Genomic DNA, 17,989 nt, shown 5'->3' on the forward strand with positions numbered 1-17,989 from the left:
ATTTAGGGTTTCTTATTTCTCAAAGATATGCTTTTTTCTTTAGAAAAACAAGCTTTATTCCCAATTTAGCAACAGTCTGTTCACAACGATACAGATAAGGATTTGTTATAGTGTAAACTCACCTTCCAGGCGGATATCATCCGAAGCAGCACCGACCATAACTTTAAAATCTCCCGGTTCTACGACCTGTTTCAAATCCATATTATAAAGAGACAACTCTTCTTCACCCAATGTAAATGTAACTTTCTTGCTTTCACCTTTCTTCAAAGCAACCCGCTCGAAAGCCTTCAACAGGATCGGAGCCTGGGAAACAGAAGCAACTTTGTCGCAAATATAAAGCTGGACAACCTCTTCCCCATCGCAGTCACCCGTATTGGTTACCGTACAACTTACTGTTTGCAAAGCATCTTTACCATCTCCCTTCTGCATTTCCAGCTGACCGTATTCAAAGGTGGTATAGCTCAGCCCATAGCCGAAAGCGTACAGAGGAGTTCCTGCTTCTTCTACATAGGCACGTTGCTTTCCCTGCGAATAGAATAATGGTAGCTGCCCTTCGCTACGGGGAATAGAAACCGGCAAACGTCCGGCCGGGTTATAGTCACCGAACAAAACGTCAGCTACAGCCGTACCACCCTGTTCACCCGGATACCAAGCTGTCAGCAAAGCCTGTGCTTTTTCTGATGCCAGATTCATGTTCAGGGTACGTCCCTGAATATAAACGACCACCAATGGCTTACCGGTAGCGGCTACCGCTTCCAGCAACTTTTCCTGATCGCCCAACAGGCGCAATGTGCTACGGTCGAAACCCTCACCGCAATCCATATCCGAAAGGATTTGGTTTCCCTCATTCGATACGGTAGCCGCACCTGTTCCGATATACTTCGTTTTAAAATCGCGGGCACTGGAACCACCGACTACCAGAACGACAGCATCAGCCGCACGGGCAGCTTCTATCGCAGCAGGAATATTACTGGTCGTTACATCACGGATGGCACATCCTTTTACATAATTGACTTTCGTGGAAGAAGACACCGCTTTCCGGATGCCATCCAGGACAGTCACTATTTCTTCCCGTTCCTGTGGAGCCGTATAATCGCCTAGCTGGTTATACATCATATCGGCATTCGGGCCGATCACTGCAATACTTCCGATATTTTTCTTCAATGGCAACACCCCCTCATTCTTCAGCAGGACGATACCTTCACGCGCTACTTCACGAGCCAGCTCCTTATGCGCCTTCGAACGTACTACCTGTTTAGCCTGTTCGGGAGAAACATACGGATTTTCAAACAATCCCATACGGAATTTCAAACGAAGCACATTAGCTACCGCCCGGTCGAGATCATTCATTGTGATAGCGCCTTCTTCCAATGCTTTCCGGAGATTCTTACCATAGGCATTTCCACCCAGGTCCATATCGAGACCGGCCTTCAATGCCAACACGGCTGCTTCCTTATTATCCTTAGCGACCCGGGCTCCTACGATCCCTTCGATACTTGTCAAATCAGAATAGACAAATCCCTTAAATCCCCACTGTTTACGAAGTACATCGTCCAGCAGATATTTATTAGAAGTACAAGGGATACCGTCGATTGAATTGTAAGAGGTCATGATCGTTCCCACACCAGCTTCGACAGCTTTCTTGAAAGGAGGCAGATAATCGGAAAAGAGTTGGCGCATACCTACATTGGCACGTGCTCCGTTATGTCCGGCTTCAGGTATTCCATAAGCGGCAAAATGCTTCAAAGTGGAAAAAAGATGTTTACCGTCACTCTGGTTGTTCCCCTGCATGCCTTTCATAAAAGCAACACCTAAATTAGATGTCAACACAGGATCTTCCCCGAAAGTTTCCTCCATACGCGACCAACGCGGTTCACGGGCGATATCCAATACCGGACCATAGCCGATGTTAGCTCCCTGCGAACGGGCTTCCAGAGCGATCGCTTCTCCCATTTTATACATCAGATCCTCATTCCAGGTACTTGCCTGTGCCAGTGAAGTCGGAAAAACAGTGGTCCCGATAGCCATGTGTCCGTGCGGACATTCTTCGGCAAACAGCACCGGTATTCCCAAACGGGTTTCTTCCACAGCATATTTCTGTAAAGCGTTCAAAGCCTTAGCCGATAATTCGGGGTTCAAACCCGTCTCCAATGTCTTTTGTGTCCAGGGATCGGCACGTAGAACAGCCCAGAAGGAACCGATAGGCATCGCCTGCATCCGCTCCTTATATAATTCGGAAGGAACAACGCCGTTAGCTGTTTTCGTATACATTTCCCAACCCAACGGACAACATAGTTGCCCGACTTTCTCTTCGACGTTCATACGTCCTATCAGGTCATTTATCCTGTCTTCAATAGGGGCCGTCGCTTGCTTATATACCGGTTGCTGGGCCATAACCTGCCCGGCGCAAGCAATCAGGCCGATCAATAAAGATGTTGTTTTACTCATATAATTATATTGTTCTATTTTTTAACAGCAAACTGCAGAGCAATCGGTTCATTCTTTAATCCTTTCGGTAGAGAGACTTTTACTTTGCCGTCTTTGTTTGTATACTTCACCGTTTTGTTTCCTTTCAGCATTTTCATCTTACCTGTCGGAATGTTTCCGGACCACTCGATTGTTTCAGGTAAGTTTTCTCCTTCCGGCAAAGCGTAAACAGCATATAAGGTCTTACCGTCTTTATCGGCAGTAAACCAAACATTGCCATCATTATAAACCGGAGTGATGCGGGTATTATAAATCGCTTTTCCATTTACTCTCAACCAGTCACCGATAACATGCAGGCGTTCTGCTACTGCATCTTCGATAGTTCCTTGCGGAGTCGGACCGACTCCCAATAACAAACAGCCACCCTTCGCAGTAATCTCTGCCAAAAGTCCAATCACTTTAGTTGGAGATTTATATGGCGCATTAGGAACCCATCCCCAATCATTACTCAATGTAATACAGCTTTCCCACGGATTATTCAATTGCGTTTCGGGGATGCTACGCTCCGGAGTCTGATAATTCTCATTTCTTCCGCGGATCGTACGGTCAACAGAGATCAACCCCGGTTGTGTAGAAGTACGTACTTTCGCCAGCAACTTATCCAGATTGACATCCTCACCGGTCACCCAGCCGCCATCCAGCCAAAGGATATCGAAATTGCCATAATCGGTCATCAGTTCATCCATCTGATTATATGTAAAGTCCTGATAGTTTTTCCACCAGTCCGGATGGTTTTCCTTCTTATAATTCTGACGACGGTTCGCTGTTGCGAAATAAGGATTCCAGAACCATTCGCAATGCCAGTCCGGCTTTGAGAAATAACATCCGATCATAAAATCTTTCTGACGAAAAGCATCGAAGACATGACGCGCCACATCTTTTTTCGGATCAGTACCGAAAGGACCGTTTGCTATGGAAAAATCCGTATACTTCGAATCGAACATACAGAAGCCATCGTGATGTTTCGTTGTAAAAATCATATATTTCATTCCTGCATCCTGCATGATATCCGCCCATTTAGCGGGATCGAACTGTGTCGGATTTAAAGAATCCTTCAAGCCATAATACCACTTCTTGTATTCATCGTATGTCATATCTTTCTTGCGGGAGATCCAGTCTACGTCCTCGGAACAGATGGACCATGACTCTACGATACCGGGAACAGAATAAAGTCCCCAATGGAATAAAACACCGAACTTTTGATCTTGCCATTTATCCAGTTTATCCAAAACCTTTTGATCTGTAGGCCATTCATAGTCGGTTGAACGTTCGTGAACAAAACCTTGTACCTGTTGGGCGTTTACATTCATCGTCAAAACCGCCCCAGTCAGACAGCCGAATAGTGTTTTCAGGATTTTCATAAAATAACCGTTTTAATTATTGTACATTATTAATTTTTCGTTTAAGTCTACTCTTAACGGGGATTAAAAAAGCACGGCAAGATACAGAAAATATCCTAAAAACCAAAATGTAACTCTGACAATATGTAACAAAAAAGATGTACGGATCTCATTACCGATCCGTACATCTTCACTCTATTAGCTATTCTATTTATTCCAGAGAACCGTCCAATATAACAGTTTCTCCTTTTGCCAGTTTTACCGCTTTAACGATACCGCCATAGCGGACAGGAATAACCTCATCCTTCTTCGTCCGGTCTGCTTTTATCACAGCTTTAGTCAGTTTTCCGTCTTTCCAGAAAATATCCACTTCGTAACCTCCACGAGCCCGTAAGCCGGTAACGGAACCGGCAGGATATTTAGCCGGTAAAGCAGGCAACAGGCTGATCTCACCGGCATGACTCTGCAACAGCATTTCAGTTATAGCCGTTGTTATCCCTAAATTACCGTCTATTTGCCAGGACTTCATAAACTCACAAGTCAGGTTCGGAGATAATGCCAAATCGAAATGGCGGTCGATCACACGTTGTACGCTGTCCGGTTCCTCAAAACGAGCCCAATAGACAGCAGGGAATGTTCCCGTCCAACTACCGCTATTATAAGAATAACCGGGGCGACGGTAATCGATCGTTTTTCTAAAAGCCTGAGCCAATTCCGGAGTCCCTCGCAAGGTAATCTGATTACCGACGGCGAATGCCCATCCATGTCCTACCTGGCCGCTCGCCGGATTGGAAGGTTCCCAATCATCGTTCCATTCCTGTAACTGTCCTGTTCTAGGACTGATTTTCATAGGAGCCAGTTTTGCATACGCTTTGGAAACATCTTCTTTGAAAGCACCGTCATTCAAAATATCAGCCGCTTTCATGGTATTCTCAAACAATGCACGGATGATCTGCATATCCTGCGCCGAACCGATACAAGCCCAACCGGTCTCTCCGTCCGGCTTCACAAAGCCATTCTCAAAGGATTCGGAAGGACTTGTCACCAGATAGCCATCCCTGTCGGTCTGAAGATTATCCAGATAAAACAAAGACGCATTCTTCAACAGGTCATAATGGTCCTTTAGAAAATCTTCATCCAACGTAAACAGATAATGTTCCCAGATATGCTGGCAAAGCCACGCACCGCCCACTTGAAACAAGGAGTACAATCCGGTTCCTCCTACCATCCAGGTAGTCCGCCAGATATCCAGGTTGTGATGTGCCATCCAACCGCGGGAGTTATACAAGTTTTTTGCCGTTTTCGCTCCGTCGACCGATGTTTCCCGGATCATATCGAACATCGGGGCATGGCATTCGGACAAGTTCGTGATCTCTGCCGGCCAATAATTGATTTCCGCATTACAGTTGATCGTCCAGTTCGCACTCCAGGCGGGTTGCATATCCTGATTCCAGATACCCTGCAAATTAGCCGGTTGCGACCCGGGACGGGAAGCGGAGATAAGCAGATAACGTCCGAACTGGAAATACAAAGCAGTAAGAGCCGGATCCATGCTCGGTTTGTAGTCTGCAATCCGTCGGTTTATTGGTAAAGCAGCTTCCGCCGATTCTCCCAGGTCAATGCTTACCCTCCCGAACAAAGAAGCATAATCAGCCACATGTGCTTTATACAGGTCGGAATACTTCTTTGCCTCCAATGAAGTAAGATATTTCCGGCAAATCGCCTTTTCATCTTTTCCATTCGTATAAGGGTCTTTGTCAAAACCGTTAAAACTGGTTGCCGCCACAAAAGCCAGAGTAGCGGAAGTTGCCTCTTTCACATGCAGCTTATCGCCTGAAGGAGTAACCGATCCGCCTTCCTGTTTAACCAGCAACCGCCCTTCAAAACGCATTCCTTTTCCCTCTTTATATACCGGAGGATGGACGCCCGTATAATTAGGATCGGTATGATAAGGAGCCTGTCCGTCAATCACAATCTGACCGTCTTCTACTTTTACTCCGCTCTCGATCTGGCTTCCCAGACCGGCAGTAAATTCAATAGCATTCTTCTTATCGGCCGAGATATTCATCACAATAGCCTGATCGGGATACGAAGCAAATAACTCCCGTTTATAATTTATCCCGTTCTGTGCATAGGTGATCGTCACCACACCACGGTTCAGGTCCAGTTCTCTTCTGTAACCAGAAACGTTCCCATCTCCCGGCCATTCCAACAGAATATCGGCAAGAGGCATATAATTCTGATTCCAGGGACCGAGCAAATTGGCATCGATCACATTCTGTGCTTCCTGATTCTTTTCTTCCAACAACAACTTGCGTATCTCCGGAAGTACCTTGTAGGTTCCTGGCCGCTGCAAATCACGCGGTTCACCACTCCAGAACGTATCATCGTTTGTTCGGATAGTATCCCGGGTAACCCCGCCATACACCATCCCCCCCAAACGTCCGTTCCCTATCGGGGTCGCTTCATACCAGGATGCCGCCGATTTATCCATATAAAGGATTGTCGAAGAAGTCTGCTTTGCCGGAGGAGGATCTCCGGCACAAGCCAATAGTGTTGTCGGCAGTAGCCACCAGACTATTTTTGCAAAAGTGTTTCTCATGAATAATTAATTATTTATCTCTATCCACTCTCCTTTGCGTGTATCAAAAGAAAGGATACCGTTCTCATTCGTAACTTCACTGGCATTTCCGGTGACAACCACTTCATCCGTCCCGAACGGTGAAGCGATCCGGATGGTACCGCCCTGCTCCGGATAGATACGGAGTTTGGTAATCTTGCCGTTCTGCTTTTCTGCCGAGATAAGGAAAGCACCCATAGCACGTAAGTTATCGAACGAAACGTTCGACCAACCGGCAGGGATTGCCGGGAATATCCGGATAATACCTGTATGGCTCTGTAACAGCATTTCCTGGATACCGGAAGCAAAAGCAAAATTTCCTTCCAACGTGAACGGGCGATAAGTGAATTTCGATTTGCCGGTCTTTGTCTGATCGCCGTTCGCATGGAATGTATTTCGGAGACAGAAACATTCGGCAAATGTACGCAGTTCCTGTGCGGCACCTTCGCCATCGAAAGCACGGGCTTTCATGTTACCACACCAACTGTATGAATAGCCAGTCCAGTAATCGGGACCATAATCCTCTAATTTCTTAATTGTAGCCCGGATGATCTTCTGCGATTTTTCTCCCTGGCTCCAATCCAGTAATCCCAGCGGATGAATAGCCATCGCATGAGAGAAATGACGGTGGGACTGATCGTATGAGAAACCTTTTGCAAAGGTCAGGGCACCCTCTTTATCCGTATCCAGTTCCGGTAATTGTTTATTCAGTTCCTGCCAGTGAGCGGCCTCTTCCGGGATATTCAATTCACCTGCCAGCTCTGAAGCAGCGCTGAAAGCGAACTTCATTAAAGCCAGATCATAATTGGTCATATCTTTGAACCAGGCATTGATCGAATTATCGTATATCTCCGGACTGGAACTCATCGTCAGTTTACGGATACCCTGCGCATCCACTACAGATATCTGCTCCAGGAATGTAGCAACCTCTTTCAGGAAAGGATACGCACGATCTTTCAGAAATTCACGATCCATCGAATACTTCCAGTGAAGATAAAAATGTTGTGCCAGCCATGCTCCGGCAGTCTGCGACATAGAATACTGGATCCATCCTCCCATCGGCACTCCCTGCAAAGTACAGACACCGGGCACATTCATACCATCCGTTTCAAAATACTGGCGGGTATATTCTTTGTAGACATCCCTTTGATTCCATAACGTATTCAGATAACCCAGGCCTTCTTTCAGATGATTGCCCGTATAAGTCGGCCAGTAACTAAGCTGGGTATTCAGGTCATGGTGATAGTCTCCCTTCCAGGGTGGTAACTTACCATTATCCGCCGTCCATACCGCCTGCAAAGAGATCGGGTAAGAATCCTCACGGGTAGCAGAACCGTATTTATACATTTCATTGTCATATTGTTTCTGTAAAACAGGATCGGGAAGTGTTACGGAAGACTCTGCCCAGTAATTCTTCCAGAAATTCAGATGAGACTGATAATCCTGATTTACACCGCGTGTCATCGCTTCCTGCGTTTTATCCGACGCCTTATCCTGTTCCAGCGAAGATGTCACGCTCCACACTCCGCAAAAAGTCTTTCCTTTTTGCTCCCAGCGTACATTTACATCATACGAAAAACCATTCCAGCCTTCCTGGTGATAGGTAATCTGGTTGGATTCTTCATTTATCACTCCCTGGTTGTATCCGAGACGGCGTAAATCCTGTCCCTCTACAGAGTTACCCGCTTCCGATCCACCTGTACTATATTTAGGAGAGATCAATGTTGGAGTTATCGATGACGGTAAATTCTCAAAAACAAACCAGCCGACCGGCTCAGTAGCATGGACAAAGGTTTTCAATGTCGTTCCGTTCTCCCAGACCGCTTCACAAAGTGCATTATTCAGATACAAGCGAACATCGGACGGAGAACCCAATTCTTCCAGAGAGAACTCCAAAGCCGCCCCCGGTATCTTGGACGGAGCCGGTTGCTGGTCATAAGGCCAGTCATACTTCTTCTGTACCGGCAGGTAATCCCCTTTCATCACCTGCTCACGAACCCAGGCGAACCGGTTATTCGGTCCGGAAATGCTATCCATCGGACGAAGATCCCAAAGATCCGTCCTGTCCAGTGAAAAGCGTAACGCCGAATCCCGCTGCCACACCAGGGCACCGACTGTCGCATTTCCCAACGGCATTCCTTCATCCCAGGTCTTTGCCAGATCCGGGAACTGCAGATCGCTGTCCGATGGTACCACAGGCAGGTCTACAGATACATTACAGGCTGTCAGCAGCCATACACTTCCTATCAGTAATAAGTTTTTCTTCATAATATAATACATCTAAAATTCTATTTTATCAACTCTCCTTTTATTCCGAAATCATCGATAACCAGCAATCCATTCCCCTCTTTTACTACGGCAATATAAAAATCCGTGCAGTCCGGAGTCGTGAAACGGACATTACATTTTCCGGGACGATTCAACTCATAGGAAAAGACCTCCTTACCGGTCGATAAGGATTTGCCGACCACCTTATAAACATCCTTGGTATCTACCTTGTAATCAAATTCGACTTCATATTCCTGCCCCGGAGCGAAACGGATCATCGAAGGAGAAGTACGATATACCTCCCCGTTTCTTTCGCGCCAGGTAGCCAACGACCAATTCCCATGGATTGTATTATCCGTATAAACATCGTGCTTTTGGGACAGATGAGTGGTAAATGCACTGGGTTGACAAGCGATAAAAGGTCCCCATCCCTCATCGACATATTCAAAATCTTCAAAATAAGCATAACCTGTTTTCTGTGCTTGGCGGCATTCCACCAGACGAACGTCATCAAAACACACGGCGGCTGTATCCTCCGAAGCTATGCCTCCATTCAATGAAAGAACAATCTCTTTTTCGCCTGCCGGCATACGGAATGGTATCTTCAAGCGCTGCCAGGTTGTTCTGAAACGATCCGTATTATCCGTAAAATTCATTACACGGCTTTCCGAGATAGAGGTCCGTTCACTCAGCGTTTTCCCGCTTTGTATCGCCAGCACCGCCTCTTTCCGGCCGATGACATTTACCCAAACAGAAGCGACATATTCCTTACCCGGTATCAATCCGTTTACTACCTGGCTGACACCGGCTGCATCCATTCCTTTTATTTCCAGATAATCCTGCCCGTAGACTGTTTCCCTGACAGCCAAAGCATCCGTAGCTCCCTGTTTCTTCCAATAGTCGAATGACTGGCTATCGAAGCCAGTATCTTTCACCGGACTACCCTCGCTCCAGATCATTTCCGGTAAAGGAGCCATCTCCTGCTTATAAACAATATATCCTTTGTCCGGAAGAGCATCTATCTCTATCTGACCGTTACGGACAGGAAGAGTCCCCGCCAACTTACGCCCCAGATCGTTCAACTCATACAAATAAACCGTTTCCTGTTGCTGCCAGGATGCCGGTAACTGCCAGGCCGTTTTCCCTCCCCGCACATTATAATGGTAGATCTTTTCTTCTGTTTCCGGATTCCAGGGAATGAATACACAGTCTCCCGTCATTAATATCTGTCCTTCCCTTTTAATTAGCGTACCGTTCTTCCCGTCACCAACTGCAAGCAAGCCCCCCTGTAATACTGCACGTGCCGTATCCAATTGTAACACCGGATAATGCATCAAATATCTGTAAGGTAACTGTTTGGTAAAAAAGTTACGAATCACACCTTTAAAATCACGTCCTTTCTGCCAACCCATAAAACCGATCTCCGCTCCCCGGTTATATCCTCCGAGTAAAGCCGGATGAACCGCGTACCCGTCCCGGTACTGATGGTGAACAAACCGGTGTATCAAACTTTTAGCCTCCGGATTATAATGAATCCACACAGCCTCTTTATCAAACACATCTGCATCTTCCGTCCATACAGCCCAGCCATTCCGGTTAAATAATCCGGCAGTCCGATGAGCCAGCCAACGGTATTCCCGGTACGTATCGAGATAAACAAAAGACAGGTCGGGCACATCTGTTTTCAGCCGGTTCAAACGCTCCTCAAAAGTTCCTGCCAACATATCCGCCTCTTTATTCAGGAAATAAGACTGGTCCAGCCAGCTCCATGCAGGCATATCCGTCACAATCCGGTCATTGAAAGCTCTCGCTTCCGGGTAAGATTCACTATGATTGATATGAACTCCGATATGAGCATTGTATTTCCGGGCTTCTTTTGCCAGGAACGCCAGATCGTCCTTTCCTCCGGCCCGTTCATTATAATTACCGGAGTAGTCCGGATGAGCACTGTCATGCCCTTCGCTCTGATATCCTTTCAATTCGAGCATCTGTCCGAAACCATCGGTCGCCAGGTAAAATTTCTTGATGTTATCCAGCTGGCGAAGAAACGGGTATTGAGCACAACTGGCAAAGTTCATGGTGATCGTAGCATACGAATTCTGTATCCTATCCACACCGAAAGGAGCCGGATAGACTCTCTGCAAGGCGATTGCCCCGTCCTGCCAGTCAACTTTATTATCCTGGTTACAATCATCGGAGAGGATTACTTTTATATAAGGCAGATCGACCGCTTCGCCGTCATGCCCCCGGTAAATCCACTCGTTTCCCCAGATACCGGTAACTACCGGACCGGGTGTCTGCACCGATTGGTATAAAAACTGACGGGTAGTGTACATGGAATTACTTTCAAGAGTCGCCACTAATTTATCCGAGTTCAGCAACAAGATGGAGCCATATTGACAAGTGTTATCGACGGATTTCTCTTTTAACGGATAGAATCTGTCCTTATGCACATTATCGGCTATGGATAAACAACTTCCCGGAACAGTCTCCGGAACAGATACCAGATTATGATCCGGGAAAGCCAGCGTCTTTACTTTGAAATCATCTCTTTCTTCTATTCCGGTTACGGATAGCTGAAATACGTTATCGGTCACCTGACAGCAGACCTTTATCGTAATCCCTATTTCTTTCACTTTTAACGTATACAATACCCGGTCGGCCTCCGTTTTGCTTGTCACCTGAGGCAGATAATGATCACCATTGATCTGGATAGCTTTTACATCAAAAGGTTGTCCGTCCAGCCGGGACTGATTTTCTTTCCAAAGATAAGACTGAACGGATGGAAAATCTTTATTCAACAGTACCTCCATCCGGGATGAAGATAAAATATAACTGCTTTTCTTCTTGGCAATCTCCTTCTTAGGCTCTTTCACCTCCCGGCAAACGACATTGGATATTTGTACATTTCCCTTATCATGCACACGGAACCCTGTCCGACCGGATGAGAGAGGAAGATTTGGTATGTATTTATGAGCAATCTGCTCCCCGTCTACATATACTGTCAGCGTACGTCCGATACAATTCACTTTGATACGACGCAAATGCCGGGCATACAATTTTGCGATATCACGGGCAATCTCCGTCTTACCATCCGGTGTTTCCACATACCAGAAGGCAAATCCAAGATGATCCGTTGCCTTATCACATCCCACATATATCCAGTCGTTTTCATTTACATAACGGAGCAACACACCCACCTGTGCCGACGAGTTCTGCGGCAACAGGTCGAACTCGACCGTACTATTGACAGCCGAAAAGCCATCTACCCATGCCAGGCTATCCTGTCCGCTTTTCAAATACCAGGTATACGAAGAATCGTTTACTCCTTTCTCCGGTTGCAGAGAAGCATAAGAAGTGACTGAGATCAAACAAAAAGCCCCTATGGTTAGGATTTTATTCATCTATTTCAAAATTTATAGTGCTTACATGATACATTACCTGAATATACAAAGATAAAGAGTGAAAATATATAAGAGAAACATATTTCCACTCTCTTTTCCCAAATCTCGTATTTTGCAAAATATATCACCTATTTTGCAAACATCAGGTACGGATCACTCCTTTTTCATTCTTCCATAATAGCCACCTTCGAGATGACCAGATCCGGTCCATTCTTGACTTTCGCCTTGAAACGGAGGATACCGTCGTTGGAGTCCTCGCGCATAATATGCAGTTTCACCCACGACTCTTCCTGATCTTGTTTGCCGGATTCGTAATCACGACCTTCAAAAACCAGATGTCCCGTACGTCCTTTCTTATCCTTGTCGGCAAAACAGACATATAGGGAACCGATAATTCCCGGCGGACACTCGATGGTCAGTTCCATCTCCTTACCCTGCCAGTCCGGAGATACTTTCCAGGTCGTTTTCTTGTTGGCAAATGTCTTGTCCGGATCTGTGCAATCGATATACAACAAAGCATTACTGAACTCGCCCGTCACCGTACTTTTCAGCGGTTCGACAAAAGTAAACATCTTCTGCAGCGAAGGAATATCTTTCTCCTGTGAAGGGTTGAAATCCTCTGAATTCATATAATGCAATATGCTCTTCTTCAACTGCCGGGCTGCCGGGTTCTTTTCATCTTTCAGATCGAAGCCGCAAACAAGCAATTTACCCTTGCCCACTTTCAATTCAAAGATAGCGGCCAGTTTGTTATTCCGATGAAAATCATCGACCGGCTGTGCGATCGGCTTATAATCTTCCGGATAATCATTTATATAAAACGCCCTCGCATCCTTATAGACAGACTGCCATTGCCAGTCGCTATGAGAGTCGGTAGGGAACTGCGCAAACAACGGATGTTTATCGCGGACCACCATCCCGATCGTATTCTTTCCCTGGCCGGGGAAGAAAGTCAACGACCAATATAAAGGATAGTAACTGATCTTATCGCATGTTTCCTCCGTACCCAATGCTGCCGCCTGCAAAAGCACTTTCTCTCCTTTTTCGAGACGTTTGATACATTCCGCATCCATCCGGTCCGTTATATAAACGGTTCCTGCCGGCTCTTTCCGGAGATCCGCAGACGAGTTTACCGACGGATATACCCAGATATTCCAGCGATTGGCTATCGCCCGTCCCTGCAAACCGACTTCGATCGTCAGCTTTTGAGCAGTAGTAACCTGTGACAAGTCACAACTGATTTTTCCTCCCAATTCCGAACTTCCGGCAGGCCAACGTTGTGGAGTCGTCTCCCCGGAAGCGATCAGGTTACTGTTCGCATCCTTTATTTTCCAGTAAAGGCCATCCTGCAAATCTTCCGTCCCGTAATGCGCCAGTTGCATTCCGGCAGTAAACGGTTCCTTGTTCTCCCAGACATATTTCGGCAGACGCAACAAAGTGACCGTCGTATCATGGTGTGCCCGGAATTGTTCGGGTGTGGTAATTCCTTTGCTATCATAAAAAACATCCAGCCATCCGATCAGCGCTTCCCCCTGTCCCTGATAATCCTGCATGCTGAGCAACTGGATTCCGGCACAGGAAGGGGTACGCAGGAAAGATTCTATCTCATATTTATACATGATCTGGTTGAGGGCACCCGAAGCTGCGACAAACTCTTCGTTCTGCTCTTCGATCCCGTTCTTACGTGCCTGCTCACGAAACTCTTCAAAATTTCTAGCTTTCAGGACACCGGTGTATTTCTTTATCTCCTCCCATTTTGGATAGACCGGCCATTGTCCGATCTCATGGGAAAGGATAGGTATATCCGATTTGGAATAAACATCTTCAAAGTCCCAGGCAGTGGAAGCTCCTCCACGCAAACCGCGTGTACTACCCAAGCCATCGATATAATGGGTAGCCATATATTGGTCGACCGGCATGACTTTACGGGCGGTCGATACAGCATACAAACGGCGGGAATCTTTTTCCCGTAAAGGCTTCATCCACGATTCCATTACTTCAAAATCGGAATTGCCCAACTCATTACCGATACATTGCATCACAAAAGAGGGATGATTTCCGTAGGCATCGATCATACGGACCAGTTCCTGTTGTACATAACGGTCTGCCGACGGATTTTTCCCCAATCCCTGAGGATGGCCTTTCGTATCCATTTCTTTCCGTTCCTTTTGCTCGACAGACATCCACCAATCTATCCAGATCGTTTCAGCCTGAATATAGATACCGATCCGGTCGGCAGCTATAAAAGCGGCTTCGGGCGGACACCAGGAATGGAAACGGACATGATTCAGTCCGTAGTCTTTATAGATACGGAAGATACGCTCCCAATCCTCAACCTTACAGGAGGGATAACCGGTCAGCGGGAAATGGACACAATCGAGGTTTCCACGCAGGAATACAGGTTTTCCGTTGATCAGTATCTTCGATTTGGAAGAAGTTACTTCACGGAAACCGAATTCTATCTCACGGGTATCGTATATTTTCTTTTTATCCTGTACGGTAACTTTCAATTGATACAAATGCGGGGTAACATCATTCCATAGCTTGATGTCAGTTGGCATCGTAGCCTGGAAGTCCAGCACATTCGCACCTTTCTGTAAAAGCTGTTCGGTTGTCCGGGTGAAAACGACTGCTCCACTCTCCCGCTCCGACAGTTGCCAGGAGATACGGGCATCCACTTTCTTGGCAGATGTGTTCATGATGGTATCCGTTACCTGCAAAGTACAAGGAGAAACCTTTGTGAATAACTGCGGATTAGAGAAATGGACGGCTTCGACTGCTTTTAACTGCAAGCGACCCACCGCACCGTTCCAGATACTTTGTGTATATTCAGTATAGACATGGCCTTTATCGCCGATGTTATAAATCAGGTCATTATCGATACGGATCGTCAAACGGTGTTTCCCAGGAGACAAATAACCGAGGTCATGGTAATGGGGAGTAGAGAGCGCATCCTGCACGGATACTTCTTTCCCATCTACAAAAACACGCGACTCCCATAAGACACGTTCCAGTTCCATCCGGATATGTTTTCCGTTCCATTCGGATGGGATTTCAATTTCTTTCGAATACCAGGCAGGGCCATAGTATTTATAGGCACGTGTCAGGATACCAAAATCAGAACCGGAAGTTTTTTCGCCATACTGCGCTTCGTCGGTTGTACCCGGCAAATTTATATGATCAGTGAAAGAGGTCCCCTGCCAGTTTTCTTTCAATCCCTTGTCTTCGGGATCGAGCCTGAACTGCCAGGTTCCGCTTAGAGATTGAGAGTTTTGTATCTGTGCAAAGGCCGATACATACAAATTCGCTAATAGAAAAAAGATTACTTTAGAGAGTTTTTTGTTCATATATATCTTGTTATTGCTAAAGGTAAATGTTTTCATTTTATTCAGTCATAAACTTGAAATTATATTCGTTGAACGACCACACCTGTTTTCCTTTCGGGAGAATTGCTTTACCTTTCTTTCTGCCTTTTTTGTCGACAGTAACAGTCAGGTCGATGCGGGTGTATTCACCTTTTTCAAAATTATAGGATGAACCGTCATCATCGTAAAGAGAATACGTGGCCGGTTTATTGCCGTAATGACGTACTTCCAACGGATATTTACGGTCTTCAAACTTCGACATGGCAGGCCATAAAGGGATTATACCGCCATCCTTCACATATACAGGGATATGACGGCCGGGAGCCACTGTGATCACCTCTCCTTCACCGGCAAACTTCCCGGTATAGAAATCGAACCATTTTCCCTGAGGCAAAACCACTTTACGCTCTTTCTCTCCGGCAAACAACGGAGCTACCAATATATTTTCACCCACCATAAACTGGTCTTTCACTTCCCGGCGGATAGCCATTGCATAGGGATTATCTGTTGCATCCAGCCGACCTTCCACAGTCTGCGCTTCGGCAGCATACCCCTCTTCCAGATTCATCGCACGGACCGGAGGTGTCCCGTAGAAAGCATAATCGGCAAACGCGGTATATAAATAAGGAATCAATTGGATACGTAACAACGCTATCTCACGAATATCATCCTCTACATCCGTAAATGTCCATGGCTTGGTCCCGTCCGCCCAGGCATTCAACTGCGCTATCGGCGAGAAACAAACTGTCTGCATCCGTCGAAGCCACTCTTCCGACGTTTTGGAAGAACGAACTTCCGGCGTCCACAACACACCGATGAAAGAACTGTTTATCAAAGCTGTGATAAAACCACGATGATCATAATAATCGTTATACAGCACATATGGATAGGCATTCGTTCCGGCATTACCGGCACGTACCTGTCCGTAAGTTCGTAAATTCTTTTCACGATACATCTTCACCGTCGCCTGCTGCATCAGCGAACCATACAGGTTACGGAGCTGTTCCGCCGGAATACCGGAAGGGAACGTCGCCACATCAGGCCAGAGCCAGGAATCGTATCCGTCGTTCTCATCCATCTTATAACCGCTCACTCCCAGATCGAGCTGGTGTTTACGGAAATGATCGGTCATGATCTTGCAGGCTTCCGGCATGGAATAATCAGGAACCTCTCCCAACCAGACCGTATGTGAACCCGTATACGGCTTTATCTTGTCATAAACCTCACTATGCTTAGATACATACGGATTCATCCACAGATTCAACCGGATATTCTCGTCGAGCATATCTTTTACAAAACCGGACGCATCCGGGAACCGGCTCTTGTCCCACTCGTAGGTACACGGATAAGCTTTACTATGCCATCCCGGTTCGAGGCCGATCACAGAAAGAGGGAATCCCCGTTTTTCAAACTCGTCGACTTCCGCTTTCACATCTTTGTCGGTAAACAAGGTCGGCGTACGATGCCAGAACCCCAATCCCCAGCGCGGAGGCAAAGCGCCTCCCCCATTGTACAGGTTGTAACGGCGTACAACGTCCAGCATAGTCGGACCGGCAAAGAATACCATTTCCACACCTTCGGCTGGAACCAATACTTCTATATTATCTGAATAGGGTTGTGCAGGCCAGGTACGATCGGTGTTACGGTCTTGTTCCTCCGGGGCATCCGGACCTTTACGAACGGCTGTTCCGACCCAAAGATCTATGTAACGCGCCGAATTGATCAATACGCCGTAACCACGGGAAGAGATAAAGAAAGGAACCGGCGCATGAGTCCGCCCGTTATCGCTACCGGTATAATGGTCCATATGCAAACGCATGATTCTTCCGCGTTGTTCCACCGTCTTGAAATTAAGACCGAGACCGAAAATTTTCTCCTCTTTTTCCAGAGGGAAACTGATATAGGTTTTACCGTCCCTCAATTCAATCTTCACGTCGGCCGGAGATATCGGCAAAGCTCCATCCGGCATCTCCTGAAGGGCTTCTCTTTTCGGCGTAATGTCGAGTTCGCTTAACAAGTTGATTTTCTCCGGTTTTCCGACAGATAATTTCCAGACTCCGGCGTACTCACCAGTGCCCCAATCTTTCGAAGCAACATTCGATTGAGCAAAAGAAACAGCCACGTAACCGATAGCTGCAAACAATAAGGTAAGTTTTCTCATGGTATTGTATTCTACATATTTAGATGCAAAATAAAACTATTTAATCAGAATAACAAATGGATGGAAGATATTAAAAGATGGATAATATTGTGATCGGTTTAATCTTTATACGAAAGGCTTATTTCTTCCTTATCTTCTGCATTTTGTATCCTTTAATTTTGTACCTTGGTTCCTGTACTTTTTAGCGGCTGATAATTGTCGGCCATACGGTTGATAATTGTCAACCAATCGGTCGATGAATATCAGCCATACGGCCGACAGTTATCAACCGCTGATTAGTCGCTAGTGTCCTGTCCTGAAATAAGTTGACAAAACACCACGGTAAACTTATGTCAGAATCGAAA

Annotated in this window: 7 protein-coding genes; all 7 read right to left on the bottom strand. The window is 46.3% G+C overall.

Translation table 11 applies throughout. The features are described from left to right. Positions 1 to 105 precede the first annotated feature (105 nt). Positions 106 to 2,448 carry a glycoside hydrolase family 3 N-terminal domain-containing protein gene (locus tag DWX23_RS03790; protein WP_122373450.1) on the bottom strand — a complete coding sequence of 781 codons (2,343 nt, stop codon included), beginning with the start codon at positions 2,446 to 2,448 and terminating at the stop codon, positions 106 to 108. Between the two features lie 14 nt (positions 2,449 to 2,462). After that, positions 2,463 to 3,848 (bottom strand): alpha-L-fucosidase, encoded by a 1,386-nt coding sequence (locus DWX23_RS03795; protein ID WP_122373451.1) that lies wholly within the window; start codon positions 3,846 to 3,848, stop codon positions 2,463 to 2,465. A 190-nt stretch (positions 3,849 to 4,038) separates the two neighbouring features. Continuing rightward, positions 4,039 to 6,429 (bottom strand): glycoside hydrolase N-terminal domain-containing protein, encoded by a 2,391-nt coding sequence (locus tag DWX23_RS03800; RefSeq protein WP_122373452.1) that lies wholly within the window; start codon positions 6,427 to 6,429, stop codon positions 4,039 to 4,041. A gap of 6 nt (positions 6,430 to 6,435) precedes the next feature. After that, on the bottom strand, positions 6,436 to 8,715 hold the full coding sequence (locus DWX23_RS03805; protein ID WP_122373505.1) for a glycoside hydrolase family 95-like protein: 2,280 nt from the start codon (positions 8,713 to 8,715) through the stop codon (positions 6,436 to 6,438). 20 nt (positions 8,716 to 8,735) lie between these two features. Further along, positions 8,736 to 12,119, bottom strand: a complete 3,384-nt coding sequence (locus DWX23_RS03810; protein WP_122373453.1) for an endo-alpha-N-acetylgalactosaminidase family protein — start codon at positions 12,117 to 12,119, stop codon at positions 8,736 to 8,738. Between the two features lie 164 nt (positions 12,120 to 12,283). After that, entirely contained in the window at positions 12,284 to 15,466 is a 3,183-nt protein-coding gene (locus DWX23_RS03815; RefSeq protein WP_122373506.1) for a glycoside hydrolase family 2 protein, read from the bottom strand. 37 nt (positions 15,467 to 15,503) lie between these two features. After that, positions 15,504 to 17,645, bottom strand: coding sequence for a TIM-barrel domain-containing protein (locus DWX23_RS03820; protein WP_122351538.1), 2,142 nt, complete (start codon positions 17,643 to 17,645; stop codon positions 15,504 to 15,506). Positions 17,646 to 17,989: the final 344 nt, after the last annotated feature.

This window comes from Parabacteroides sp. AF18-52, assembly GCF_003479145.1.
GTDB classification, from domain to species: Bacteria; Bacteroidota; Bacteroidia; order Bacteroidales; family Tannerellaceae; genus Parabacteroides; species Parabacteroides faecis.